The sequence below is a fragment of the Adlercreutzia muris genome (genome assembly GCF_041223505.1).
Taxonomy (GTDB): Bacteria; Actinomycetota; Coriobacteriia; order Coriobacteriales; family Eggerthellaceae; genus Adlercreutzia; species Adlercreutzia muris.
Genome location: NZ_JBCLQK010000003.1, coordinates 1 through 25,196, shown reverse-complemented (window position 1 = coordinate 25,196; position 25,196 = coordinate 1). Strand labels below are relative to the sequence as shown.

Annotated in this window: 27 protein-coding genes; 13 read left to right on the top strand and 14 right to left on the bottom strand. The window is 65.8% G+C overall.

The genetic code is table 11. The features are described from left to right. Positions 1-211: 211 nt before the first annotated feature. Positions 212-787, top strand: coding sequence for a hypothetical protein (locus tag AAK988_RS03815; protein ID WP_151430191.1), 576 nt, complete (start codon positions 212-214; stop codon positions 785-787). 229 nt (positions 788-1,016) lie between these two features. Further along, positions 1,017-2,558 carry an APC family permease gene (locus tag AAK988_RS03810; RefSeq protein WP_369873014.1) on the top strand — a complete coding sequence of 514 codons (1,542 nt, stop codon included), beginning with the start codon at positions 1,017-1,019 and terminating at the stop codon, positions 2,556-2,558. Positions 2,559-2,637: 79 nt separating this feature from the next. Here AAK988_RS03810 and AAK988_RS03805 read toward each other — a convergent pair whose 3' ends face one another. Together AAK988_RS03805 and AAK988_RS03800 are read right to left on the bottom strand one after the other, a co-directional pair. Beyond that, positions 2,638-3,165 (bottom strand): adenine phosphoribosyltransferase, encoded by a 528-nt coding sequence (locus AAK988_RS03805; protein ID WP_369873015.1) that lies wholly within the window; start codon positions 3,163-3,165, stop codon positions 2,638-2,640. Between the two features lie 129 nt (positions 3,166-3,294). Beyond that, positions 3,295-3,606 (bottom strand): rhodanese-like domain-containing protein, encoded by a 312-nt coding sequence (locus tag AAK988_RS03800; RefSeq protein WP_205717327.1) that lies wholly within the window; start codon positions 3,604-3,606, stop codon positions 3,295-3,297. Positions 3,607-3,728: 122 nt separating this feature from the next. Here AAK988_RS03800 and AAK988_RS03795 point away from each other — a divergent pair, with 122 nt between their 5' ends. From AAK988_RS03795 to AAK988_RS03785, 3 genes are all read left to right on the top strand, one after another. Beyond that, positions 3,729-4,082: a GIY-YIG nuclease family protein gene (locus tag AAK988_RS03795; protein ID WP_151430195.1), complete on the top strand. Its 354-nt coding sequence runs from the start codon at positions 3,729-3,731 to the stop codon at positions 4,080-4,082. A gap of 156 nt (positions 4,083-4,238) precedes the next feature. Continuing rightward, positions 4,239-5,948 carry a bifunctional aspartate transaminase/aspartate 4-decarboxylase gene (locus tag AAK988_RS03790; RefSeq protein WP_262999858.1) on the top strand — a complete coding sequence of 570 codons (1,710 nt, stop codon included), beginning with the start codon at positions 4,239-4,241 and terminating at the stop codon, positions 5,946-5,948. 239 nt (positions 5,949-6,187) lie between these two features. Beyond that, positions 6,188-6,487 (top strand): DUF2442 domain-containing protein, encoded by a 300-nt coding sequence (locus AAK988_RS03785; RefSeq protein ID WP_151430197.1) that lies wholly within the window; start codon positions 6,188-6,190, stop codon positions 6,485-6,487. A 167-nt stretch (positions 6,488-6,654) separates the two neighbouring features. Here AAK988_RS03785 and msrA read toward each other — a convergent pair whose 3' ends face one another. The 5 genes from msrA to AAK988_RS03760 all read right to left on the bottom strand — a co-directional run bounded on the left by msrA (position 6,655) and on the right by AAK988_RS03760 (position 10,116). After that, the gene (msrA, locus tag AAK988_RS03780) at positions 6,655-7,185 is read right to left on the bottom strand and encodes a peptide-methionine (S)-S-oxide reductase MsrA (protein ID WP_369873019.1); all 531 of its coding nucleotides are present in this window, start codon (positions 7,183-7,185) and stop codon (positions 6,655-6,657) included. Positions 7,186-7,250: 65 nt separating this feature from the next. Continuing rightward, the gene (locus AAK988_RS03775; RefSeq protein WP_369880436.1) at positions 7,251-7,691 is read right to left on the bottom strand and encodes a GNAT family N-acetyltransferase; all 441 of its coding nucleotides are present in this window, start codon (positions 7,689-7,691) and stop codon (positions 7,251-7,253) included. Positions 7,692-7,826: 135 nt separating this feature from the next. After that, the gene (locus AAK988_RS03770; RefSeq protein WP_369873021.1) at positions 7,827-9,515 is read right to left on the bottom strand and encodes an FAD-dependent oxidoreductase; all 1,689 of its coding nucleotides are present in this window, start codon (positions 9,513-9,515) and stop codon (positions 7,827-7,829) included. Then, positions 9,516-9,836, bottom strand: coding sequence for a rhodanese-like domain-containing protein (locus AAK988_RS03765; RefSeq protein WP_369873022.1), 321 nt, complete (start codon positions 9,834-9,836; stop codon positions 9,516-9,518). A gap of 10 nt (positions 9,837-9,846) precedes the next feature. After that, positions 9,847-10,116 carry a DUF1905 domain-containing protein gene (locus tag AAK988_RS03760; protein WP_369873023.1) on the bottom strand — a complete coding sequence of 90 codons (270 nt, stop codon included), beginning with the start codon at positions 10,114-10,116 and terminating at the stop codon, positions 9,847-9,849. Positions 10,117-10,448: 332 nt separating this feature from the next. Here AAK988_RS03760 and AAK988_RS03755 point away from each other — a divergent pair, with 332 nt between their 5' ends. Genes AAK988_RS03755 through AAK988_RS03735 form a run of 5 tightly spaced genes read left to right on the top strand, consistent with a single transcriptional unit; the run spans position 10,449 to position 13,982 of the window. Continuing rightward, positions 10,449-10,592: a hypothetical protein gene (locus tag AAK988_RS03755; RefSeq protein WP_369873024.1), complete on the top strand. Its 144-nt coding sequence runs from the start codon at positions 10,449-10,451 to the stop codon at positions 10,590-10,592. Between the two features lies 1 nt (position 10,593). Continuing rightward, positions 10,594-11,025, top strand: coding sequence for a potassium channel family protein (locus AAK988_RS03750; protein WP_369873025.1), 432 nt, complete (start codon positions 10,594-10,596; stop codon positions 11,023-11,025). Continuing rightward, complete coding sequence (locus tag AAK988_RS03745) at positions 11,022-11,579, top strand: potassium channel family protein (protein WP_257482804.1); 558 nt, start codon at positions 11,022-11,024, stop codon at positions 11,577-11,579. Before AAK988_RS03750 ends, AAK988_RS03745 begins: the two co-directional genes overlap by 4 nt. 5 nt (positions 11,580-11,584) lie before the next feature. Then, positions 11,585-13,123: a TrkH family potassium uptake protein gene (locus tag AAK988_RS03740; protein ID WP_369873026.1), complete on the top strand. Its 1,539-nt coding sequence runs from the start codon at positions 11,585-11,587 to the stop codon at positions 13,121-13,123. After that, positions 13,110-13,982, top strand: coding sequence for a DUF4118 domain-containing protein (locus AAK988_RS03735; RefSeq protein ID WP_161471561.1), 873 nt, complete (start codon positions 13,110-13,112; stop codon positions 13,980-13,982). The genes AAK988_RS03740 and AAK988_RS03735 overlap by 14 nt, the downstream gene beginning before the upstream one ends. 40 nt (positions 13,983-14,022) lie before the next feature. Here the strand turns inward: AAK988_RS03735 and AAK988_RS03730 are convergent, their stop codons facing one another. The 6 genes from AAK988_RS03730 to AAK988_RS03705 form a co-directional block, all read right to left on the bottom strand. Next, complete coding sequence (locus AAK988_RS03730) at positions 14,023-15,708, bottom strand: SulP family inorganic anion transporter (protein ID WP_369873027.1); 1,686 nt, start codon at positions 15,706-15,708, stop codon at positions 14,023-14,025. Positions 15,709-16,074: 366 nt separating this feature from the next. Next, on the bottom strand, positions 16,075-17,532 hold the full coding sequence (locus AAK988_RS03725; RefSeq protein WP_369880435.1) for a helix-turn-helix transcriptional regulator: 1,458 nt from the start codon (positions 17,530-17,532) through the stop codon (positions 16,075-16,077). Positions 17,533-17,746: 214 nt separating this feature from the next. Next, positions 17,747-19,567, bottom strand: coding sequence for an FAD-binding protein (locus AAK988_RS03720; RefSeq protein WP_369880434.1), 1,821 nt, complete (start codon positions 19,565-19,567; stop codon positions 17,747-17,749). A gap of 225 nt (positions 19,568-19,792) precedes the next feature. Further along, on the bottom strand, positions 19,793-20,356 hold the full coding sequence (locus tag AAK988_RS03715; RefSeq protein ID WP_151431754.1) for a hypothetical protein: 564 nt from the start codon (positions 20,354-20,356) through the stop codon (positions 19,793-19,795). A gap of 10 nt (positions 20,357-20,366) precedes the next feature. After that, positions 20,367-20,567 carry a helix-turn-helix transcriptional regulator gene (locus tag AAK988_RS03710; RefSeq protein WP_028026758.1) on the bottom strand — a complete coding sequence of 67 codons (201 nt, stop codon included), beginning with the start codon at positions 20,565-20,567 and terminating at the stop codon, positions 20,367-20,369. A 145-nt stretch (positions 20,568-20,712) separates the two neighbouring features. Further along, positions 20,713-21,645, bottom strand: a complete 933-nt coding sequence (locus tag AAK988_RS03705; protein WP_369873030.1) for a Fic family protein — start codon at positions 21,643-21,645, stop codon at positions 20,713-20,715. A gap of 212 nt (positions 21,646-21,857) precedes the next feature. Here AAK988_RS03705 and AAK988_RS03700 point away from each other — a divergent pair, with 212 nt between their 5' ends. The 3 genes from AAK988_RS03700 (at position 21,858) to AAK988_RS03690 (ending at position 24,043) form a co-directional block, all read left to right on the top strand. Continuing rightward, positions 21,858-22,004 (top strand): hypothetical protein, encoded by a 147-nt coding sequence (locus AAK988_RS03700; RefSeq protein WP_170272798.1) that lies wholly within the window; start codon positions 21,858-21,860, stop codon positions 22,002-22,004. 178 nt (positions 22,005-22,182) lie between these two features. Beyond that, positions 22,183-22,962, top strand: coding sequence for a MerR family transcriptional regulator (locus AAK988_RS03695; RefSeq protein WP_151431758.1), 780 nt, complete (start codon positions 22,183-22,185; stop codon positions 22,960-22,962). A gap of 151 nt (positions 22,963-23,113) precedes the next feature. Then, a complete protein-coding gene (locus AAK988_RS03690; RefSeq protein WP_369873031.1) occupies positions 23,114-24,043 on the top strand; it encodes an SDR family NAD(P)-dependent oxidoreductase in 930 nt (309 codons plus the stop codon). 101 nt (positions 24,044-24,144) lie between these two features. Here the strand turns inward: AAK988_RS03690 and AAK988_RS03685 are convergent, their stop codons facing one another. Continuing rightward, complete coding sequence (locus tag AAK988_RS03685) at positions 24,145-24,834, bottom strand: C97 family peptidase (RefSeq protein ID WP_369873032.1); 690 nt, start codon at positions 24,832-24,834, stop codon at positions 24,145-24,147. Positions 24,835-25,196 lie beyond the last annotated feature (362 nt).

Here is a 25,196-nt window from a genome sequence, read left to right as displayed (position 1 = left end):
CCCTGATCCTTTTTGCGGCCCCGTCGACGCCGGCGGGGCCGTTCTTTTTCCCGAATCGGTCCGAAATTCCGAAAATGGGACTATTGCGACTATTTCTTTCGTCGCCGCGCTGCGCTATGGTAGAAACATCAGAGAAACACGCCGAGCACCCCGCCCGCCCGCCGGGCGCCGTCGCCCTGCGGTCGCGAGCCCTCGCCCCCGGGAGGACACCATGAGCTACAACGACATCTTCAATCGCCCCTATTTCGTCGTACCGCCGGAGTGCGCCCAGGTGCAACTCCTGTTCGACCGCGTGGGCAATCGCGTGTCCGCGGCCGCCTGGACCGGCGAGGACCCCTCCACCGGCGAGCTCAGCTTCAGCCTCGCCGTCTACTTCGGCACCCTTGTCCTGCACCCGGATAACCCTTCTGTCACCGAAATGGCCGTGCGCCGGGCCCTCGGTTTTCCCGCCGACAGCACCCTGCGCCTCGATTACGCCTGCACCGCCGACGAGCTGTACCTGCTGCGGGCCGGCCAACCCGGCGGCGACCCCTTCCCCTTCGGCGCTTTCGCCCCCGAGGCGCTGGCCGAGGCCGAGGGCCTCATTGGGGCCTTCCTCGCCCTGGACTTCCGCAGCATCCTGCTTGGCCGTCGCATCGAGGACATCGACGTGGACTACCTCTTCGCCGGCGAAGATCTCTTCTACGAGGGCTTCCTCGGCAACGATGGGCTGCCCCTCAAGCGCGAGAAGCTCGCCGACGGCGATGCCTGCATCATTAACGACACCATGTTCGTCACCATTCCCTAGGAAAAAACCGTCCGCGCCCTCGCCATCGCCGCCCAACGGGAACCGTCCGCGGCGGCGCATGCCATCCGCGCTCTTGGCTTCCTGTCAGCCGTTGCCTCGGCTCCGCTGGCCCCAACCGCCGCGTCTCATCCGCTTGCCGCCCCCGCGGCCCTGCGCCCACGGGCCCGCGGGGAATGAACTACACTGCAATCCGCATCTATTGCCGAACCTTCAAGGGGGTGGTTCGCGCTTGGCCGCCAACAACTCGCTTCCTGCCGGAGAACAGGATCTCTTCCCGCCGACCCCGCCTGCCGGGTCCATCGGCAATCTGCGGAAGACCAATATCAGCGCCATCGGCATCGCCTTCATGCTGTTCTGTCTGGTGTCGGCCGGCGCCTTCGGCATCGAGGAGATCATCCCCGCCGCCGGTCCGGGCCTCACCCTCATCATCCTCATGGTGCTGCCCTTCGTGTGGGCGCGCCCCATCAGCCGACTGGTGGCCGAGGCCAATGCCATCCTGCCCCGGGAGGGCGGCATCTACGCCTGGGCCAAGGAGACCTTCGGCGAGTTCTGGGGCTTCCAGGCCGGCTGGTGGACCTCCATGGACACCTACATTTCCTCGGGCGCCTACATCGCCATGGTGGGCGGCTACACCTCCCAGCTGCTGTCCCTCGATGCCGAGGGCACCTTCGTGGTGAAGCTGCTCGTGGTGGGCTGCTTCACCGTGGTCAACCTCGTGGGGCTCATCGAGGTGGAGCGCATCAGCACCTTCTTCTCGGTGCTCATCCTCATCGTGTTCGGCATGGCCGTGGTATTCGGCCTCATCAACTGGCAGACCAACCCCTTCGACCCCATCTTCGCCACCCCCGAGGCCCCCATGGGGTGTTTGGTGGAATCCCTCAGCATCGGCATCTGGATGTACTGCGGCTACGAGTGCATCGCCGCCATGTCCGGGGAATACGAGGACTCCCGCAACGTGGCCAAGGGCTTCCGCATCGCCCTGCCGCTCATTGCCCTGTCCTACATCCTGCCCACCTTGGCCTGCCTGGCCGCCTACCCGGCCGGCTCGTGGACGCAATGGGGCATCGACGGCGGCTTCTCGGCCGACGTGCTCGGCTACGGCACCATCTTCTCCATGGTGCTCGGCCACTCCGGCGTGGTGCTGTTCCTCGTCATCGCCATCATGAGCCAGTGCACCATCTACAACACCTACCTGGCCAGCGGCTCCCGCAGCTTCTGGGTGCTGTCGGAGGACAACCTGTTCCCCAAATTCATCCGCAAGGTGGACAAGGCCGGCCGCAGCCCCTACGTGGGCGTGCTCACCATCGCCGCCTCGTCGCTTGTCTTCTCGCAGTTCGACTTCACCACCATCATCGAGATGAACATCATCTTCATCTTGGCCCGCTACATGTTCCTCGGCTTCATCGTGATGCGCCTGCGCAAGATGTACCCGGTGGAAAACCGTCCGGCCGACATGTACGTCATCGGCGGCGGAAAGGTGGGCGTGCGCCTGTACTCGGCTTTGGCTTTCGGCATCGCCACGTTCACCCTGTGCTTGAACCCCGTCGCGAACTTCTTCGCCACTGTGGCGTTCCTCGCCTCGGGCGTGGTGGCCTATATCGTCTTCAAGAAGATCTACGGCGGCCTGGCGAAGGAGAACCCCTCGGCGCACCCGATCGACCCGAAAACCGGTCTCGCGGTGGGCGACACCCGCCGCATCGGCCTGTTCGCGCTCATCATCGTAGGACTGTTCGCCCTCAACGTGCTGATGAACCTGTTGTTTTTGGGATAGGAAGAGCAGCTCTCTTGCTCTTCCTATCATCTGCCAGACGCTGCGCCGTAGCTGCCTCCGGAGGCCGCACCCTAGCTGTCTAATCAACGGCAACGAGCGAGAACACCTCGGCATCGGTTTCCTCGGCGATCACGGCTCGGGGGCTCAGGAAGGCCAGCTCCATGACGAAGCCGAGACCCGCCAGATGCGCGCCGCTCGCACGCACGAGGCGTACCATGGCCGTGGTGGTGCCTCCCGTGGCCACCAGGTCGTCCACGATGAGCACCACGTCGTCGGGCGTCAGCGCATCGGCGTGAATCTCCAGCGCATCGGTGCCGTACTCCAGCACATAGGACTCGCGCAGCACCGTGCGCGGCAGCTTGCCCGGCTTGCGGCAGGGCACGAACCCGGCCCCCAGGCGCAGCGCCACGGCCGCGCCCACGATGAACCCGCGGGCCTCGGCGCCCACCACCTTGGTAATGCCGCGATCGGCGAAATGGGCCGCCAGATCGTCTACCATGGCGGCGAAGGCGTCGGCGTCGGCGAAGGCCGGCGTGAGGTCTTTGAACACGACCCCGGGCTTCGGATAGTTCGGAATGTCGACGATTAGTTCCTCATAGGGGCGCATGGGGCATCCTTTCTCGCACCGCCTATTTTCGCTGAGACACACTCGCCTGGCGAGGTTGCGGCCAACTTCGAAGCTTCGCTGTAACCGTCGCGGTCCTCTCCTGTGGGGGCCGTAAGCCGAGCGATGGCCCTAGCGTTCTACGTCTCCGCGCCAGCTGCCGATGCCGCCGATGTTGCGCGCGTCGGTGTAGCCCATCTGCTTGAGGGCGCCGACCGCCTGCTGGCTGCGCGCCCCGCTCATGCAGTACACGAACAGCGGCGTGCTCTTGTCGGGCACCTCGCTCACGATGGCGCTGATCTGCTGCAGCGGCACGTTCGCCGCACCGGGAATATGGCCGCCAGCGTATTCCCCCGGCGTGCGCACGTCGATCAGCCGCGCGCCCGGCGTCGCGCGGAACTCCTCCACGCCGGCGTTGATATCGGCCGGTTTCAGAAAATCCATCAGTCCCACCGCTGCATCCTCCTTGTGAAGTTATTTTTGCTTGCTGCCGCTTATGATGCTCTGCATTCTCGCCTATTCGCGCGCACTCTCGATCACTAAATTTCAACGGACAGGAGGCATCGATGAACAACCAGCGCAAACGCGAACTGAAAGAAGCGTATCGCACCAGTCGGCCGCCTATGGGCGTGCTGTCGTTTCGCTGCGTGCCTACGGGAGAGAGCTTCCTTCTGGCATCGCGCAACATCCCCGGCGACACCAACGGCATCACGTTCAAGTTGAACTCGGATTACCATCCCAACCGGTATCTGCTGGAGCTTTGGCGGCGCTACGGTGAGGAGAACTTCCAGGTGGAAGTGCTGGAAGAGCTCGATTACCGCGACGAGTCGGATAATCCCGCCGACTACAAGGAGGAATTGGAGCAGCTGCGCGATTTATGCCTCGAGCGCGACGAGAGCGCCTCGCTTCTGTGGAAGTAACCGACTGCGTGCGGCTGAACGAGCGGCTGCGCGCAAGGTAAACAGCGGTGCCAAAACGAACCTTCGAGGTTCTCACTTTCCTTACAGGTGGCGGCGCGCGAGGAACATCGGCGTTCGCGCGCGGCACAATGGGGCTACCACGAGAAAGGACGCCCCATGAGCACTGCCACCCCTTCGACTTCCCACGGTGCCGGCACCGCTGCCACCGACTCCCCCGCCGCCATCGAGGCCGGCATCAAGGCCAACGACGATCGCTCCTTCGAGGAATCGCTCGGCGCCATGTCGCCCTTCGAGGTGAAGAACCTTCTGGTGAAGATGGCTAAGAAGGGCGATGAAGGCACCACGCGCACCCTGCTGAACGCCGGGCGCGGCAACCCGAACTGGATAACCACCCTGCCCCGCGAGGCCTTCTTCCTGCTGGGCGCCTTTGCCATGGAAGAGGCGCGCCGCACCATGGACGAGCCGGACTTCGACCTGGCGGGCATGCCCGCCGCCGAGGGCGCCGCCGCGCGTTTCCTCGCCTTCCTTGACGAGCACGGGCGCGAGAAGCCGGCGCAATTCCTCAAGCGCGCCTGGGATTACCTGGACGCTGAGGGCCTGGCCGGCGACGAACTCGTGCACGAGTGGACCGGCGGCATCGTCGGAGACGAGTACCCCATGCCCGATCGCATCCTGCGCTACACCCAAGAGATCGTCAACCGCTACCTGGTGAAGGCCATGGACGACAGCCGCGCGCCCGCGACCCCTTACGATCTGTTCGCCACCGAGGGCGGTACGGCGGCCATGTGCTATCTGTTCTACAGCCTGAAGTGCAACTTCCTCGTGAATCCCGGCGACCGCATCGCGCTCATGACCCCCATCTTCACGCCGTACCTGAACATCCCCACGCTGAACGACTACGACCTGGACGTCACCTATATCCAGGCGAACACTATCGATGCGGATGGGCTGCACACCTGGCAGTACCCCGACAGCGAGCTGGAAAAGCTGCGCGACCCGTCCATCAAGCTGCTGTGCCTCGTGAACCCGTCGAACCCGCCGTCGGTAGCCTTGGACGATACCTCGCGGGCCAAGCTCGTCAGCCTCGTGAAGAACGAGCGGCCCGACCTCATCATCATCAGCGACGACGTCTACGGCACCTTCGTGCCCCACTACCGGTCGCTTCTGGCCGATTTGCCCTACAACACCGCCTGCGTGTACTCGTTCTCAAAGTACTTCGGCGCCACCGGCTGGCGTCTCGCTGTCATCGCCACCGCGCAAGATAACGTTTTCGACGACCTCATTGCGAAGCTGCCCGAGGACAAGAAGAAGGTGCTCGTCAGCCGCTACGCATGCCTGACCGACCATATCGAGAAGGTGAAGTTCACCGACCGCATGGTGGCCGACTCGCGCCTGGTGGCCTTGAACGGCACGGCGGGGCTCGGGACGCCCCAGCAGGTGATGATGTCGCTGTTCGCGCTGTACTGCCTGCTGGACGACCGCGACGTGTACCGCACGCGAATGCAGCAGCTCGTGCAGCATCGCCTGGGCCTTCTGTGGAAGAGCCTCGGCTGGACGCTTGAGCCCGACCCCGAGCGCGCCGGCTACTACTCGGTGATCGACCTGGGGATTTGGGCCACACGCTTGTACGGCGCCGACTTCTTCGCGTGGCTGAAGGAAAACTACGACTCGCTGGACATCGTGGTGCGGCTCGCCCAGGACACTGGCGTCGTGCTCATGGACGGGCATGGCTTCGACGCGCCGGAATGGTCGGTGCGCGTGTCGCTGGCGAACCTTAATGCCGACGATTACATCGCCATCGGCCAGCGCCTCTCGGCCATGCTAGCCGACTACGCCGAAGTGTGGAAGGCGGAGATGAGCAGGTAGTAGCGATTGGTCCCTGGATTGGCCCCGCGCCTAATCCCCTGCGCCCAAGAACGACAATCAACCCCTTCGCGCCCAAGACTCGGATTTTGGTTGCAACAAATTCGGATTTTGGTAATTCCCAGCTCGGTTGAGATAGTGGTCGGAAGAGAGGTCGTGCTACCGAGCCTGGAATCTTGCCGTCGCGAAGAAGCCCCTCGACAAAATTGCGCCACTGGCGTAAGAAGCAGAGAGGTTTACCCATGTTTGTTTCCGATGGTTATGTATGCGCAAGCCAGCCTACCGCAACCCTCAAGGTCACGGATGCACGCGACGTTGGCAACCTCTGTATGCTCGTTACCTTCAATACAGGAGAGACGCGCCTTCTTGACGCCACCGAGCTCACTGAGTTCGAGGCGTTTGCGCCTTTGGGAAATCAGGAGACTTTCTCGTCGTTCTCCATCGACCACGGGGTGTTGCAATGGCTTGACGGGGAGATCGACATCGCGCCTGAGGGGCTCTACCTCCGCTCATTCAAGTATCCCGCCGAGTTGATCGCATAAACACAGCGCAGAGCCACTTCGCGCCGCCCAATCTCATTCAGTTTCGACTACGTATTGCACAGTGCGTTAGGGCATGATGTTGCGCAGGTAGCCGTAGCCCTCGGCTTCTAGCTTGTCAGCGGAGACGAAGCGGAGGGCACTGCCATTGATGCAGTAACGCTGGCCGGTTATCGGGCGGAGCCAAAATCGGCGGCGTGCTCTTCCACGAAAACGCGGGCGTCGGCGAGGTTCACATGGCAGTAACCGAAGGGATTGCGGCCTAAGTAGTCTTGGTGATAGGCCTCGGCGGGAGAGAAGTTGACGAGCGGGGCAGCCTCAATGCGCGGGTTCTTGCCGCTGGCGCGTGCAAGACTCACCAGCGCCGAGATCGCGGCGGCCCGGTCTGCGTCGTCGATCCAGTAGATGCCCGTACGGTACTGGGTGCCGCGGTCGTTGCCCTGGCGGTTCAGCGAGAAGGGATCCACCGTGCGCAGGTAGGCCGCCAGAAGCAGAGGCAGCGGCAGCACGTCGGCATCGTAAGTAACGCGCACGGCCTCGGCCGCGCCCGTCTCGCCGGAGCACACCTCCTCGTAGCTGGGGTCGGCCACGGCGCTGTTCGCGTAACCGACCTCGGTTTCCAGAACGCCGGGGATGCGCTTCAGGTAGGCCTCGGTACCCCAAAAGCAGCCTCCGGCCAAGTATATCTCGCGCTGGTTCATGGCATCTCCCTTCTCGCCCGTAACGTCCGTCCTCAACATGTCCCGGGCTGCCCCGGCCGGATAGGTTAGCGCGTCAGGCGCATCTCGATATGGGGAATACCGCCGTCGTCGAACTCGTCGGAGGTCTGCTTGAAGCCGAGTTTCTCGTAGAAGCCGCGGGCCTGCACCTGGGCCTCGATGGTGATGACGTCGGCGCCCAGCTCACTTTGGGCCACGCGGATGGCCTCCTCCATGATGCGACGCCCTGCCCCCGTGCCGCGCTGGACGGCGATGACGCGGCCGATGGAGGGGGTCTCGTGGGTCACGCCGGCCGGCAGCACCCGGGCATAGGCCGCAAGCGCGCCGTCCCCGTCGCGCAGCCACAGGTGCAGCGCCTCCTTGTCGGCGTCGTCCACTTCCTGGTAGGGGCTCTGCTGCTCCACGACGAACACCGCGCAGCGCAGTTTCAGCATCTCGTGATATTCGTCCAGGCTCAGCTCGTGAAAACGCTTGACGGTCAATGCCATGCCAGCCTCCTTAGTTGCCGCGGTGCGCCCCGTCTTCGAGGCGCACCTCTTTTCGCGCAGGGGCCCGTCGCCCCTCTCTTTTTCCCTTCTCACCCCGAAGCAATCCAGGACCCATCCGAAGCGGGCGCTCAGCCCCTAACGCTCGGCACCGCAGGGGCGGGCGCAGCGCACCGGCTCCCCGTCGGCGGCCACCACGCGGTAGAAGCCGTAGCCGCCGCGGAAATTGTAGGCGTCGAAGCCGTGCTGGGCCAGCATGCGGCAGGCCACGTAGCTGCGCAGGCCCGACTGGCACGTCACGTAGACCGGCGCCGAGGCCGGCAGCTCGCCCAAGCGGTCGCGCAGCTCATCCAGAGGAATATGTACGAACCCGTCGATGTGGCCCCGATCCCATTCCGCTCCCGTGCGCACGTCGAGCAGCGTGGCGCCGGCCGAGCGCAGAGCCGGTATCTCGTCGTAGCCGGCCTGCTTCACCAGGCCGGCGGCCACGTTCTCGATCATGAAGCCGGCCATGTTCACGGGGTCCTTGGCCGAGGAGTAGGGAGGCGCGTAGGCCAGGTCCAGATCTTTCAGACGCACCCCATCGGCTCCCAGCTGCATGGCGCAAGCCAGAACGTCGATGCGCTTGTCTGCCCCCTCGGCCCCCACAATCTGGGCGCCGAGCAGCCGCAGCGTGCCCTTCTCGAACACCACCTTCATGGTCAGGGGGCGTGCGCCGGGATAGTAGCCGGCGTGGGAGCCGGGCGACAGGATAACCGCGTCGCAATCGTAGCCCTGGGCGCGGGCGGCCGCCTCGTTGAGGCCCGTGGACGCCACGGTGAGATCGAACACCTTGATGACCGACGAGCCCCAGGAGCCGCCATAGCGGCTGTTAAGACCGCAGATGACGTCGGCGGCGATGCGTCCCTGCTTGTTGGCGGGGCCGGCCAAGGCCACGAGCGCCTTCTTTCCCGTCACGCCGTGAGTCACCTCCACGGCATCGCCCACGGCGAAGATGTCCGGGTCGGAGGTGCGCATGGACGCATCGGCGGCAATACCGCCGCGCTGGCCGAGGGCGAGCCCCGCCTCGACGGCCAAATGCGCCTCGGGCGCCACGCCGATGGCAAGCACCACCAGATCGGCCGGCAGCGCCTCGCCGTCGCCGAGGCGCACGACAAGACCGCAGGCGTCCTCGTCCACCGCCTCCAGCGAGCCGCCGAGCACGAGACGCACCCCATGGGCGCGCATCTCAGCGTGCACGAAGGCGGCCATGTCGGCGTCCAGGGGCTTCAGCAGCTGCGCGGGTCGCTGCACGAGCGTGGTTTCCACGCCCATCTCCACCAAGTTCTCGGCGGCCTCGATGCCGATGAAGCCGCCGCCGACTACCACGGCCCGGCGCGACGTCTTCTCGGTCACAAACGCGCGCAGAGCCAGGGCGTCCTCTACCGTGCGCAAGGTGAACACCCGCGGCGAATCCAGCGACACGGCCGCCGGCACCACCGGAGCGGCCCCCGGCGCCAAGATGAGCTTGTCGTAGGGTTCCTCGTAGATGCGGCCCGTCTCCGCCTCGCGCACCGAGACCGTCTTCGCCTCCCGGTTGATGGCGGTCACCTCGCTGCCCACGCGCACGTCGATGTTGAAGCGCTCGCGGAAGCGCTCCGGCGTCTGCAGCGTCAGCTCGGCGCGGTCGGCGATAACGCCGCCCACGTAGTAGGGCAGCCCGCAGTTCGCGTAGGACACGTAGCCCGTGCGCTCCAACATGACGATCTCGGCGCTCTCGTCCAGCCGACGCAGCCGCGCCGCCGCGCTCGCACCGCCGGCCACGCCCCCGATAATGACGACCTTCATCTAGCGCTCCACCTCCCCGTTCCAGCTCCCAATACCGCCGATATTGCGCACATCGCCGTAGCCCGCCCGCTTCAGGGCCGCCGCGGCCTGGGCGCTGCGACCGCCGCTGAGGCAGTACACGAACAGCGGCGTGGCCGCCTCGGGCACCGCTGCCGCTATGGAGCCGATCTGCTGCAGCGGCACGTTCACCGCGCCGGGGATATGGCCGTCGGCAAACTCCGCCGGCGTGCGCACGTCGATGAGCTTCGCCCCCGGCGTCTCGCGGAACTCCCGCACCCCGGCGTTGATGTCGGCCGACCTCAAGCTGTCAAACAATCCCATGGTTTCCCCTTCAGGCTCGCTCGCGAACAGTCACGTGCACCGTATCGCCGGGCTGCTTCCCCACGGCCGCGCGGATATCCTTCCGCACGCCGATGATGTGGCCGGGCGTTCCCATACACACGAGGCTTCCATCATAGGGCACGCCGTCGAAGGTAGCGCGCACCTTCACCCGTCCGCGCCCGAATTCCTCCCGAACGTCGTAGGGAAACTCCACATAAGCCCCGTCGATGTCGGGCACCTTCTTCAATTCCGCCTCGAATTCGTAGGTTTTCCCATTCATCGGAACGCCCCCTATCGCGCGCAGCGCTTTGCCGTCGCCAGCTCCGGCAAGAGCCCGTCTGCCAGATTCGAGTGCCTTTGCGGCAGGGCACATGGTATCTCAGAGAAAGAGGGCTCATCAATGCCTTGAGGAGGCGGGCTCGATCGTTCGCCCTTTAGACGCGTTCGGCAGCTTGCTCGATACGCCCCACGCTTTGCGCGACAGTCCGAACCCGGAGAAGATCACCTGTCGGCCATGGCGGGGGACGCCTGCGGCGAAGCAGCCCCTTCCCAAGGTGCCAAGTTGCGAACAAGAGGGCAACGGGCCGTCCAAGGCGGCGCTAAAGCCTTACCATGACGATCATGGACGAGACGACGAACGAAACAACCGCCGCAACCGCGGCCGCGCCCGAAACCGCACCGAAGACCGCGGGCCGCGCCCAAAGCGGCCCGGTGAAGTCGGGCGTCTTGGGCGCGGCACCGGGAAGGGAGGCCTAGGATGGCGAAGCGGGCCCGCATCATCGTGGTGGGGTGCAGCATGTTCGGCACGGCCGTGGCCCGGGCGCTTTCGGGTGCGGGCCACGATGTCATTGCCGTGGACATGCAGGAAGGCGCCTTAGACGCCCTGGGCGACGATTTCGACGGTGAGATCATCACCGGCGACGGCAAGAGCGCCCAGGTGCTGGAGGAGTGCGGCGTGCGCGAGGCCACGCACCTGGTGGCCGCCACGAGCGACGATGCCGCCAACCTGCTCATCGCCGAGGTGGCCAGCGAGGTGTTTGGCGTGCCCAACGTGCTGCCCCTCGTGGAAGACGAGGCCTTCGTGGAAATCTTGGAGGATCGGGGCATCGAGCCCATTTGCCCCCACCGCATCTGCGAAGCGGAGTTCTTCCGCCTCACCGACCTGGCCCGAGGCGGTGAGACCCCATGAGAGTGGTCATCGTGGGCGGTCGCACCCGAGCCGACTACCTCATGGGGGCGCTCGCCGAGGAGGCCGAGGCCGTGGTGGTCATCAACGACGACCGCCGCTTCTGCGAGTATCTCTCCAGCCGCCACGAGGGTACGGTGATCTGGGGCGACGGCACCAAGCGATCGGTGCTGGAAGATGCCGACGTGGCCGGCTTCGACGCCATTGTGGCCCTGACCGGCTACGATGCCGACAACCTGGCCATCTGCCAGGTGGCCAAGGCCTTCCTCGATATCCGCCTGCAACTGTGCATCGTCTCCAATCCGGAGAACACGCGCATCTTTCGCCAGCTGGGCGTGACTGCGGCCATCAGCGCCACGGCCGCTCTCACCCAGGCTATCCGCGACGCCATCGGCGCCGTGGCCCCGGGCGAGGGCGAAGCGGCCGCGGAAGACGCCGACCAGCGCGAGCCCGACGACGAGGAAAACATCGATCCGGAGGAGGAGGGCGGCGAGGAGGGCGGCTCGCTCCTGTCGCTTCTGGGCTCCTGGCACCGGATCGGGAAAGACCGGAGGTAGCCGCCATGGCGAAACTTCGGAGCAGCGCCATCTCGCCGAGCGTAGTTGTGGGCGCGGTTAACGAGGGGCGGCCGCACCCCTTGGCCCCGCTCGCCCGCTACGTGGGCGTGGCCGTCATGTTCGTCGGCCTGGCAGGGCTCGTTCCCCTGGCCGTGCTGCCAGCTCATCCCGCCGAGGTGCCCCTGGCCCCCTGCTTCATCTTCCCGGGCCTGGGGGCAGCAGTGGCGGGATACCTCGTGTACTTCGCTGTGCCCGACCCCGGTCCCTCCGTGCGTCTGACACGGGGGCAAGCCGCCGCATGCACGGTGCTTGTCTGGGTGCTGGCCATCATCGTGTACGCTGTCCCCTATGTGGCGGCAGGCCTGCTCACCCCCATGCAGGCCGTCTTCGAATCCACAAGCGGGCTCACCACCACGGGCTTGAGCGTCGTGGACGTGGACACCTGCCCCGCCATCTTCCTGTTCTACCGCAGCCTCACCTGCTACCTCGGCGGCGTGGGGCTGGTGCTTATCCTCACCTGCGTGGTCAGCCAAACGGGCGGCCTGGGAGTGTACAACGCCGAGGGCCACACCGACCACCTGCTGCCGAGCGCCGCCAAAACCGCCCGGCTCATCCTGCTCATTTACACGGGGCTCATCCTGGGCGGCGCCCTCGCCTACGGGCTGGCCGGCATGACCCCCTTCGACGCCCTGAACATTTCCATGTGCGCCGTGCCCACCGGCGGCTTCGCCACCCACAGCGAGAGCATCGCCTACTGGCACAGCCCCCTCATCGACGGCATCACCATCGTGCTCATGATCGCCGGCGGCACGAACTTCCTGCTGCTGTTCCTGCTTCTGCGGGGGAAGCTCAAGGCGCTTCTCACCCACATCGAGACGCCCCTTTACTTCGGCGCCGTCGCAATCGCCACGCCGGTGGTAGCCGGCCTCTTCCTGGCCCAGGGCACCGCCGCCGACGTGCCCGATGCGCTGCACCACAGCCTGTTCCAGGTGGTGTCGGTGCTCACCTCCACGGGGTTTCAGACCATTCCCTCCTTCGGCGACTTGAGTCCGGCGCTGCTGTTCCTGTTCGGCCTGCTCATGCTCGCGGGAGCCGAGGCCCGCTCCACCTCCGGCGGCATCAAGCTGTACCGCGTTGCCGTGGCCGCCCGGGGCCTGGCCCACGACCTGCACGGGCGCTACGGCAACAAGCGGCACGTGACCAGCATCAAAATCAATCGCTTCGGGAAACGCTCGGTGCTCACCGACAAGGACGTGTCCGAGGCCCAGACCTTCGTGGCCCTGTACCTGCTGGTGGCGGCCGTAGGCACCTTCCTGCTCATCCTGTGCGGGGCCACCCTGCAGGAGGCGCTGTTCGACTTCATCTCCTGCCTGGGCAGCACCGGTGTGGGCACGGGGTTCCTCGGCGCCGAAAGCGGGCCAGTGCCCCTGTTCATCGGGTGTGCGGGCATGCTGCTCGGCCGCCTCGAGATCATCCCGCTGTTTCTGGGCGTGAGGGCCCTCGCCTCGACGGCGTGGAAAGGAGTTCGTCGTGATCGTACCTAGGCAAAGCGACCCCACGCCGGCGGGGAACGAGCGGAAAGCCGCGAAAGCACCGGAAACGAAAGGGCCGGCGCCCGCGAAGCCGAGCAGGGGGACGCCTCCTTCCCCGGCGGTCCGGCGACGGGTGCGCAACCTCGTCGTGCTCGCCATCCTGTACGGGGCGGGGCTGGCCGCCGTGTGGGGGTTCTCGCTCATGGGGGTGAGCACGCTCGTGGTCTTCCCCGTGTTCGTGCTCGGCGTGCTCATCGCCAGCCTGGAGACCGATTCGGGCCTGTGGGGCGGGGCACTGGGGCTTGCCTTCCTGCTGTCCTACGACTTCCTGTTCGCCAGCCCCATGCTGGAGCTGAAGGTGCTCAACCGCACCGATCTGGTGGCGCTCGTCATCTTCGTGGCCGTGGCGCTCATCATGGGGGTCATCACCCACCGCATGGGCCGCCAGGTGCAGGCCGCCGACCGCACCGCCACCGCGCTCAGCCGGCTAAATCGCCTGAGCGCCGGCCTTTTCGAGAGCACCACTCCCGCCGAGGCCTGCCGCTTTTCCCAGGAGTTCCTGGCGAAGATCCTGCGGCGGGACGTCACGATCTCCCTGGGCGAGCCGGGCCCGGACGCGCCGAGCGCAGTCCGCGACTGCTACGAGCAGCGCATCCCCACCGGCTACGGCGAAGTGGGCTACCGCGGCGTACCGGAGAAGTTCTTGCCCCTGGGGATGAAGGGGCGCATCTTCGGCGTCGTGGCCGTCGACTGCACCGCCGGCGACCTCGATGGCGCCAGCCGTACCCTCATCGCCTCGGTGGCGGCCCAAACCCTCGTGGCCGTGGAGCGCAACACGTTGAAAGAGCAGCAGGATATCTCGGAGGAGTAAACTCCCTCGCAGAAGCCGCCGGCATCGCCCTTGCGGCCCGCTACTCGGTCGCCGCCGGCGCCCCCTCCCCTAGCAGGTCGCGGGCGTGGGCGATGGCGTCGTCGATGCTGGCGCGGAAGTGCTCCTCCCCCACCAAATCGACGAAGCCGGCGCGGCACATGGTCTTCATAGGCTGCTCGTTCACGTGGGAGAAGATGAGGCTGACGCCGTGGGCGCTGCAGTACTCGTAGAGGTTCTCCAGGGCGTTCATGCCCGTGGCGTCCAGCGAGGGCACGCCGCGCATGCGGATGATCAGGTAGCGGGTGAAGTCCTTCACCGAGATGTCGGCGATGCGCTCGGTCATGCCGAAGAACATCGGCCCGTTGATCTCGTACACGCGCACGCTTTTCGGCAGCTCGCGCAAGTGGGTGACCTCGGAGTTCTCGTCGCCGTAGTACTTCCAGCCCTTCACCTCGGTCTCCTCGCTCACCATCTTCATGAACAGCACCATGGTGATGAGCATGCCCGCGGCAATGGCGATCACCAGATCGAAGACGATGGTCAGCACGAAGGTGAGCAGCAGCGTGGCCACGGCCCCCTTCGACGCCGTCTGGCACAGGTGCGCGAAGTTGCGCCAGCCGCACATGTTGTAGGCCACGTGCAGCAGGATGACCGCGATGGCGGGCATGGGAATAAGCGCCGCGTAGGGCATGAGGAAGGCGAGCACGGCCACGAGCACGAGCGCGTGCACCATGCCAGCGATGGGCGTGCGGCCGCCGGCCTTCACGTTCGCGGCCGTGCGGGCGATGGCGCCGGTGGCGGGAATGCCGCCGAAGAGCACCGACGCGATGTTGCCGATGCCCTGGGCCACCAGCTCGTCGTTGGCACGGTGATGGGAGCTGATCATGGAGTCGGCCACCACGCAGGACAGAAGCGACTCGATGGCGGCCAGGATGGCGATGGTGGCGCCGTTGGCCAGCTGGTCGCGGAACAGCGCGAAGCTGAGCTGGGGCAGGTGGAACTCGGGCAGGCCGCTGTTGATGGTGTAGAGGTCGCCGATGGTGAGCACGTCCAAATCGAGGCCGCTCACGAGCGCGATGCCCGCGAACAGCGCCATAAGCGAGCTGGGAACCCGCGGCACCAGGCGCGGCCACAGGAACAGCACGGCCAGGCAGACAAGGCCCACGATGCAGGCCTGGGCGTTCACCGTGGCGATGTTGCCGGCCAGCGCCGCCACCTTGTCCACGGTTTCCACCGTCGCAGTGCCGGCGGGATAGGTCAGGCCGAGGAAGTCCTTCAGCTGACCGATGGCAAGCGTCACAGCAATGCCCGCCGTGAAGCCCGTGGTGATGGTGAAGGGCACGAAGCGGATGACGGCGCCCAGCTTGAACAGGCCCATGAGGATGAGCAGGATGCCGGCGATGATGGTGGCCGCGATAAGGCCGTCCATGCCGTCGGTGGCCACGATGCCCGCCACAATGGTGGCGAAGGCCGCCGTGGGGCCCGAGATCTGCACGCGGCTGCCGCCGAGAAACGCGATGAGAAAGCCCGCGACGATGGCGGTGTAGAGGCCCTGCTCGGGCGACACCCCCGAGGCGATGCCCAGGGCAATGGACAGCGGCAGGGCCACGATGGCCACCACGATGCCGGCCACGATGTCGCGGGGAATTTGCCGCTTGAGCTCCTCGGGACTGGAATGCTTGATGATGCTGAAGAGAATCGGCTTGATCTTGTCGCGCTGCTGCATAGTTCGGGGAATCGGCTCCTTGGGTCGTGGCGGTGTCGGATGGGGCTCGGCGACCCGGCAGCTGCGCCGTCGACTCGTCGGCCCGGCGGCTCGGGCAGATGGCCGCGGCCGCGCGCCTCTTCCCGAGCCAACGGCACAACACCGCCCCAAGACCCGGGCGGCCCGCTCAAATATGAGTCATTGAATCAGCAAGAAAGCGCAAGGCGGGATTGTACGCCCGCCTTGCGGCGCGCACAAGGCGAGGCGGCAAGCCAGCGGGGGAACGGTCGGCAGCGCCCGTGGAAGCCCGGCCGGCCGCGAAACGCCCGCGGGCACCCGGCGACGATCCCCCGAATCACCCAAGCCGGGGAAGGACCCGCCCTCAAGCTAGGAGCCGTCGGCGGCGAGGGAGCGCACGATCTCGATGAGATCGGTGCGGGAGGACACCTCGAACTTGCGATAGATGCTCTTGGTATGGGAGCGCACGGTGGAATCAGAGATGAACAGGGCCTTGGCTATATAGGGCGAGGTGTAGCCCTTCACCAGGTAGCCGAACACCTCGCGCTCGCGCTTCGAAAGGGACCGCTGGGCGGCCAGCAGCTCGCAGGCCTCGTCGAAGGCCAGTCGCGACGCGCCGTCGGCTCCCTCGGCGCCTCCGTCCGAAACCATGGCCTGGCGCAGGCGGCGCAGCTGGAAGGCCGGCGCCAGCATGAGACACACGAAATAGGCCATGGCCACCACCATCAGGGCCGCCCCGGCTTCCTCGGAGCTGGCCTGAATGTCAGCGAGCAGCCCGGCAGTCACCGACGCCGCCGCGGCCAGCGCAAAGGGAGGCGCAACCACCAGCGCCGCGGGAAACTCGCGCTGCGCAACCGCATGGGCACAGCACACGACCGCGAACACCCCGATCATCGAGAAAAACGCGAAGGCGAGGCCAGCGGAAAGCGTTGAGACGAAAGTCTCCTTGGGAAAGGACACCAGCACCACGAGCACGCCGGCGCACACGGGAAACACGGTCCAGAACAGCGTGGGGGCGATGGGCTTCTCGCAGCGGGCCCAAGCGGCGATGGCCAAGGTGAGCAGCGAGCCGACGAGCAGGCCCGTCGAGGAGTCGAAGGTGAAATTCTCCACGGTCACTCCCGGCGAGATGTTGCTCAGCAGCACGAAGGGCACCAGGCCGATAGCGGCCGTGGCGATCACCGAGAAGGCGCCGCGTGCCGAAAGCGGGCCGAGCGGCGCCTCCGCACCAGCGCGAACGTCATCCCCCTCGCCCTCTTTCGGCCGCCCCCTCCCGCCATGCTGCGCAACCCACGCCCCCACGGCCGCAGAGCACAGCAGCCACAGCGCGGCGCACCCCCCAACCGGCAGCAACGCCGCTATCCGGGTAACGAGGAACACCCCCAGGCCGATAAGGGCCCCGCGGAAGAGCATCGAGGAGAAATCGACCACCTTGGTCTGCGCGCACCACACGATGCCGAGCGGCACCACGGCCGCTCCCGCCACAGCGCCGGCCGCCACCGCCAGCTCCTCGCTCGGCAAGAGCAACGCCACCGCCAGCAGCGCATATCCGGCAACGGAGGCCCCGGCGGCGAGCAAAATCGCGCGCCGGGACGGCCCCTGTTCGACACGCAGAAGGCGCACGAGCAGCATCGCCGTCCCCGAGACTAGGCAGCCGACGGGCAGCCATGTGGCGAAGGCGGCAAACGGTGCGGACGCCAGGTGCTCCCCGCTCAGCAGGCCGCCATGCAGAAGGCAGGGAACCCAGGGGCTGAGAAAGGCCACCGTCAGCAGCGCCGCGCCCCACGATTGCGCCCTGGCGCTCCCCCACCTGCTCGCATCATCCATAACACCCCTCCTTATTCCGGGCCAGTATACCAAAAGCCCCCGCGCTCCCTGCATGCGCCCAGGGCACCCCTTGACAGGAGTGCCCTGAATACGTGCGTTTTTCGTTGTATGCGCCCGCAATGCGCGCGGCACTGCGGGCTCTCGTGCAAAGAGTCGGGCGGCGCCGGCCAAGGGGAGGGACGCCGGTCGCCGCCCGCCTTCGAACGGGAATGTCCTAGCCGAGGAACTTCGCCACCGACTTGCCGCACTCGAAGCCGAGCGTGATGGCCATCTGCAGCGACACGCCGGACGTCGGGGTGATGTACTCGTAGCCGAAGCGGCGGCCGCAGTCGTTGCCCGAGGCGTACAGGCCCGGAATGGGCTTGAAGTCGGCGCCGAGCACGTTCTGCTCCGCATCGGTCAGAAGGCCGCCGCAGGTGCACATGATCTCGCCGAACTCGGTGGTGCCAGAGCAGGCGTAGAAGGGGCCCTCCTCCACCGGGAACAGCACCGCCGCATCGCGGCCGAATTCCTCGTCGCGGCCGTTCTTGCAGTACTCGTTCCAGCGCTCGATCTGGGCCACGAACTCCACGGGATCGATACCGGCGGCCTCGGCCAGGCCCTCGAGGGTGTCCGCGCAGATGATCTCAGGGTGCTGGAACATGGCCCCGGGGCCCTCTTCCTCCTTCTTCTCGGGCTCCACATAGGTGCCCTCGAACTTCTGTCGCGCCACCTCCATGTCCTTGGCCATGGACTCCATGTTCATGGCCGTGGGCGAGGTGAAGCCGTGCTGCGAGACGGTGTACTTGCGGTACTCCAGGAAGTTGTTGTCGAACACGCAGGTGACAGGCTCGCGCGGCAAATACACGCTGGCCGTGCCGCGCTGCTCGGCCACGGGATAGAACTCGTTGCAGAAGCGCTTGCCGTCGGGACGCACCCACACCGCCTGGGGCAGCGTGTAGTTCATCATAGAAGGGGAGGCGATGAACTTCGAGTTCATGCCGGGAATGAAGGGCTCTAGGCGGCCGCCGGCCCAGAAGGCCATCTTGATGCCATCGCCCTGGTACTGCATGTTGGACACGTCGCCCTCGAAGCGAACGTTCTGGTGCGCGTCCTTCCACACCTCGCCTTCCACCATGTTGTCGGCGATCTCGGGAATGAGATCGCAGAGCATCTCCTCGTTGTAAGCGAAGCCGCCCGTGGCGACGACCACGGCCTTGCAGTTGAACTTGATGTAGCTGTCGGTGCCCTTGTCCAGGGCGTAGATGCCGGCCACGGCGCCGTTTTCCATGATGAGCTGCACACCGCGCGTGTTGAAGCGGAACTCGGCGCCGGCCTCCTTGGCCGCCTCGCGGTTGTAGCCCTGCACCTTGGTCTGACTGCAGTCGCCGTAGCAGTCCACCGTGCCGTTGAAGAACTTGATGGGGCCCACGGCGTCCATCATAGTGGAGTAGTCGTCTTCGGGACCGGGCGTGTCCATGTGCGCCATGGTGGCCACGTCCTCGTCGGTCACGCGGTCGTAGTACTTGTCGATGTTCGCGCCCATGTTCTGGCAGTAGCGCATGACAAGGGGCTGATTGATCTGGTTGCCGGTGATGATGGCCCAATTCTGGAAGAACTCCACCGGATCCACCTCGGGAATATCGGCCGCCGGATTCACCCGGCGCAGGATCTGCGAGTTGTGGGCCGCCGACTGATTGCCGCAGGCGGCATAGGTGTCCTCGGCCTGGGTTTCCAGCAGCACGACCTTCTTGCCGGACTCCGCTAGCTCGCGCGCCGCGCACACGCCGGCGTAGCCGTGGCCGACGACGACGGCATCGTAGGTGCCGGCATCCTCGAACTCGGCCGGCGGCTCGGGCTCGGTACGCCACGCGGCCTGGGCCGGCGCGCCGCCCTCGCCTGTGGCGGCCAGATCATCGCCCTCGCCGGCTGCGGTCGCCTGCTGCGTCTGCGGGGCGCATCCGCCCAAAGCCGCAGCCCCCAGCACGCCCGCTCCGAACACACCTGCGCCCTGCAGGAAATGCCTGCGAGAAAACTCCCTCGTTCCGTTGCTCACGGTATCCACCTTCCTCACGTTGCGCGCCGACGCTCGGCGCCTCCTCGATCGAGCGCCGGCCGACCGCCGGCGCCCCTTGGCGAGAGGAAGCATAGCCTCGGAGAAGGCGGCCTGGGAATCAACGGATCGGGGGAATTTGCCGCAACGCGGCGTGCGAGGGCCTTGGACGGAATGGGGGAGAAACCGAGAAGTGCCTGATGAGGCTATGTATGCCAGCGAAGGTCCCTACTCCTCCAGCTCGCGCTCCAACTCTTGGCGGCGCTTGATGGCGGAGTGGAACTGCAGGCCGACAAACCCCATGGCGAGCCCGAAGCCCATGACGAAGTAGACGACGCCCATGGCCACATCCCCGGCCCAGGTCACGTTTTCCACCCCGACGATCTGTACCTCCGCCGCAATGCGCAGCCCCGTCGTGAGCACGAAGAGCAGCGCGCCGGTCAGAACGGACAGCACCGCCACGTAATCCCACGGCACCTTGTCCACCGCAGCCAGGCGCATGCGGTCGCTCGTGATGCCGCTTCTCGTCTCCAGATACAGCGACACGAAACACGCCACGACGATGACCCCGAACTGCAGCTGGATGGGGTCCACCAGCCTCTCCCCCACCGCCGTGGCCAGCGCGGTGTCGGTGGTAAGGGCCACCTGATCGAGCATCATCCCGTAGTAGCAGCAGATGACCGAGCCGAAGAGCAGGATCATGAAGCCCACCTTGGCGCAGCGGTTGCTCACGGCCTCGAGGCGCTCGTCCTTCGGCCCCATGTACTCGTTCCAACGTTTCACGAGGTTCATACGACCCCTCCTATTCCCAAAACAAATCATTCAGCGTTTTGCCGAGCGCGACGCAGATGGCCCGACAGAGCTTCAGGCTGGGGTTGTAGCGCCCCGCCTCGATGAGCCCGATGGTCTGTCGCGTGGCCCCCACGCGACAGGCCAAATCCGATTGTGACAGACCCGCCTCCATGCGGGCCGTCTTCATGCGCAAGTTCTTCTCGCCTTCCAAACCGCTCCTTCCCTCGCGCCGATTGATGTAAGATATATCTTCCATTTGCAAAGTATATATTACATCCAGAAGATGTCAAGGGAAAATGAGAGCGGCCTATGCCGCCAAGGTGAGAGCGAGAGAGTGCTTTAAAGGAGGCGGCGATTTACGCCAATTTCGAGGTATCGAGCGCCTTAGCGGGGTCGACGTTGCGCAAGAGCGCGGGGTTCTCGAACAGCGGCAGGCACATGAGCTCCTCGCGATCGAAGGAGGCCGGTCCGCGTCCGAGCAGACTCTCGTAGAACTTCACCAGAAACGCCTCGTCGGGGAAGATACCCGCAGGAGCATTGCGATACATGGCCCGCACGAGGGCATCGCGGAAATAGCGGGCATGGTGCTCGAAGGGCTCGTTGGACACATCGAAGCCAAGCTGGTTCAGATAGAGCGCCGAGAACACGGCGACGGTGCGCGTGTTGCCCTCGTAGAAGGGGTGGATCTGCCAGAGGAAGGCAACGCTGTGGCAAAAACCAGCCAGCTCGTCTTTCGCAAGGGCGCCGTAGGACTTCGCCTGCTCCGTCGCGAAGACGCCCTTGAGCGCCATCTCGTAGACCAGCGGATCGGCATAGAGCACGCTGTCGCCGTTGAGGATGTCCTCCTGCTTGACCATGCGCTCGGTCTTGAACTCGCCGGGGTGGTACACCGCCGCATCGAGGTCTTGGAACAAGTAGCGGTGAATTTCCGGAATCATCTCGGGTGCGAGGCAGAAGGGGGCCGCCGCCAGCAGCTCGGCGATGCGCTGGCCGACCAGATCGGCTTCGAGCGACGCCCCGTCATGGCCCGCGGCATGATGCGCCCGCACCAGCTTGCCCGTCTCGGCCAGCGTGCGCTTACCGGCGATGTAGGCGTCGGCCGCTTGGCGCACGTAGGGGGAAACCTCCAAGCCGTCCACCGCCTGCAGCCCGATGGCCACGGCCCAGTAGTGGCGCCGCGCCGCCTCCGACTCGTGCGCACGAGCCGGCTCGTATGCGAAGTTGTCCAAGCCCTCGGCCGTCATGCCGCGTCGCCGCCCTTCCCCGTCGCCGCCAATTCCGCAGCCCATTGTATACCACAAGCCGCCCGCAAAGGCCGTCGGGCGACGCGAGCCGCGCGTCCGGAAGACTGCTTGCAAGCCACAAGCGCTCTCGTTTCGCCTTCGGAGCCTTATCGACAACGGCGATAAACGAGCGATCCCAGCAAAAGCCCGTTTCGCCAAAGGGCGCCATACCGTAAGCTATACTTACGCTTGCGAAGTCCCGCGAGAGGAGGTGCGCTGTGGAAGATACCTACGGCTACGAACGCTCCGCTCCCGCGATAACAACAATCGCGTTTTTTGGCTTGAAAACGACGGTTTTGTTACGCGAAGCGCTTCCTGAGTGGCCAAAATGTATTACAAGGGTCGCGTTTGGCCTGGAAGCGTAATACCCGCGCCCACATTTTGGGGTACTCGCGTAACAAAACCGTTCATTCCAAGCCAAAATACCGGATTTTTTACCACACGGGGAGCTGCGCCGCAGAAGATGCCTACGGCTACGCTTGACCTTCCCGTTGCGTGAAGGTTCATACTGGCGCCGTCGGAGAAACCTGAAGGGAGCACACCGTGAAAGAGCGGCCCAAGACCATCGGCGAGGTATCCCGCGCCTCGGGCGTGAGCCCGCGCACGCTGCGCTACTACGAGGAGCGCGGCCTTCTGCGCCCGGCGCGCACCGAGGCGGGCTATCGCCTGTACACGGCCGCCGACGAGCGTCGACTCGCCCATATCATGGCGATGCGGTCCTGCGGCCTTCCGCTGACCGCCATCGAGCACATCATGGGCGATGACGAGCCGAACATCCACGGCGCTCTCCTCAAGCACCTCCGCACCCTGCGCGCACAGGAGAAATCGCTGGACGCCGCCCTGCACCGGACGCAGGCGGCCCTACACGCTATCGAAGGGATTACGAACATGAGCACCGAAGACGCATTCGAGAAGTTGAAGCAGCAGGGCCTTGAGAGCTTCGAGGAAACCTATGGCCGCGAGGCCCGCGAGCGCTACGGCAGCGCCGTCATCGACGCCACCAACGAGCGCATGATGGCCCTCAGCCGCGACGAGTGGGACGCCAAGGAGCTGCTGGAGGAGTCCATCAAGGTGCAGCTGCGCCTGGCTCTGACCGGAAACGACCCCGCCTCGGAGGAGGCAGCCGAGCTCGCCCGCATGCACGAGCGCTGGATTGCCATCCACTGGGGCCCGGGTTACGGAAAGGACGAGTACCTCGGCCTCGTGCGCGGGTACCTGGCCGACCCGCGCTTCGCCGCCTACTACGACGATGCCGCGGGCCCCGGCGCCACCGACTTCCTCGTGAAGGCCGTTGAGGCCTACCAGGGCAGCACTGAAGACTAGGAGAGCCGACGTGGCGGAAGGGGACGCTGGGCACGGCGTCCCCTTCCATGTGAGCCACATGACGGCAACAAACCGTTGGCGGAGGCCAGGCGAGCTTTTTTCTTAGATACAGTTCTTGGGGAACGCACATTCCGCAAGAAAGGCGGCTCCCTTGAAAACGAACGATATCCTCCTCGAGAAGGGCGCTGCGAGCCCTTCAACCTCCCCCTCCCCCACCGCAGCTTCCGAAACGGCCCCCGCCGGCCGCACTCCCCTCTCCGCAGCGGAAAGCCCTGCCGCACCAGCCCCTTCTGCTCCCGCACGGCCTCTGCCCAAGCGCATCGCGCTGATCACCGGCGGATCGTCGGGCCTCGGCCGCGAGTTCGCCGTGCAGATCGACGCCATGCAGGTAGTCGACGAGATTTGGCTCGTCGCGCGCAACGAGGAGGCCCTCGAAGCCGTCGCGGCCGCACTGAGCACACCCGCCCGCATTATCGTGGCCGACCTCACGAACAAGGACGACATCGCCGATATCGCCGCGGCCCTGGGCGACGCGCAACCCCGCATGAGCTACCTGGTGAACGCCGCCGGCTTCGGCAAGTTCGGCGACTGGCAGACCATCTCCGACGAGGCGGTGGATGCCATGATCGACCTGAACTGCCGCGGGCTTGTGGATATGACCCGCGCGGCACTGCCCTCCATGGACCGCGGCAGCCGCATCATCGAGGTCGCCTCGGCCGCGGCCTTCGTACCGCTGCCCCACATGAACGTGTACGCGGCTACCAAGGCCTTCGTGCTGCGCTACACCCGCGCCCTGCGCTGGGAGCTGCACGGCACCGGCATCACGGCCACGGCGCTGTGCCCCACCTGGGTTAAGACCGGCTTCGAGAAGGTGGCCCGCACATCCGGGGGCGCCCACGACGTGGGACACCTCTTCGGCGAGCAGAGCGCGAGCACCGTGGTGCGCCGCGCCCTCTGCGCCAACAAGGCCCACTTCGCCGTCGCCTGCGCAAGCCCCCAATCGGCAGCCCTGCGCCTCATCGGCAAGGTGGTTCCCGACTGCGTCACTATGGCCGGCTGGAACATCCTGCGCCGCCTGTAGAGCACGGTGGGGTGGCCTCTGCTGCGGACCCGCGCCGGATGCGACGACGGTTGCATCCGAAGAACCCCGGCGCGCAACTCCGCGGCCAACATCCCGCGCGGCTATTCGAACGGCTTGTCCTGGCCGGGTGTGTCTTGGATGGTGCGCAGTCCATTGGCCGGCGGCTCACCGAGGGGAAACCAGTACTTCCACGCTTGGAAGGGCCGAGCTCCGCGCACGCCGTCCACCTCTTTGAAGGCGTCTTTGGGAATGATGGTGCGCACGGCGCGGCCACTGCGGGTGGTAAGCCGGATGCCGCCCGCCCGAAGGGCATCGTCGCAGAAGGTCAGGCAGTTGTAGGTGACGAGATTGTAGGTGCCCGGGTGCTGCCGGCGCTGCTCGGCATAGGCGCGCACGCCGTTGAAGGAAACCTCGTCGCAGGTAAGGGCGATGGCGCAGTTCACATGCTCGTTCCACCAGTTGCCCGGCTCCCCGTGCACAATCCAGCCCGAAGCCTGCTCAAGCTCGGCGAAGGTCATAGGATCGCGCAGGCACGCCATGATGCCCGGCGCCTCCAGCTTGGTGCTGTGGCGGTAGTAGGAATAGGTCTCAAGGGGGCCGCCCACCAGCCCAAGCGCGAGGATGCAGTGCCCCTCGTCCCACGCCGCCTCGAGGTTGAACAGCACGAACACGTTGAAGGACCCTGCGGGAACCGGCTCCCATGCCGCACGGGGGCGCGCCTCGTGCTGCTGAACCTCGTGGCATTCCCGAAGGTTCCTCTCGGTTTCCTCGGTCTTGATGCGCTCTTCCATGTCGGCCGCCTTCCCATCGCCTTTGCCGAGGGCCGCACATCGCCGGTGGCAATGCCATCCCCGCGCGACGCCGCCTTGCGATGCCGCATAGTCCCACGGTACCAGAGCCGCCGCATGCCGGACCGGGACACGCCGCACCTGCAACGCGCCCGTTGATAGCGGCATTCTGAGAACGGGGCGAGGTTACCGTTGGGCATCGGCGCATCTACGAAGTCGGCGGCCGCACGCTCGGCATTCGGAAGTGGGGTAGCGTGAGGAGAAACTACCGCTGCGACGCGGCTGCGTCGCCGTTCCCGAAGGTCTGCCATGTCCGATATTTCCCGTTCCACCTCCCCCTCTGCCTGCACCTCGGACAAGCTCGC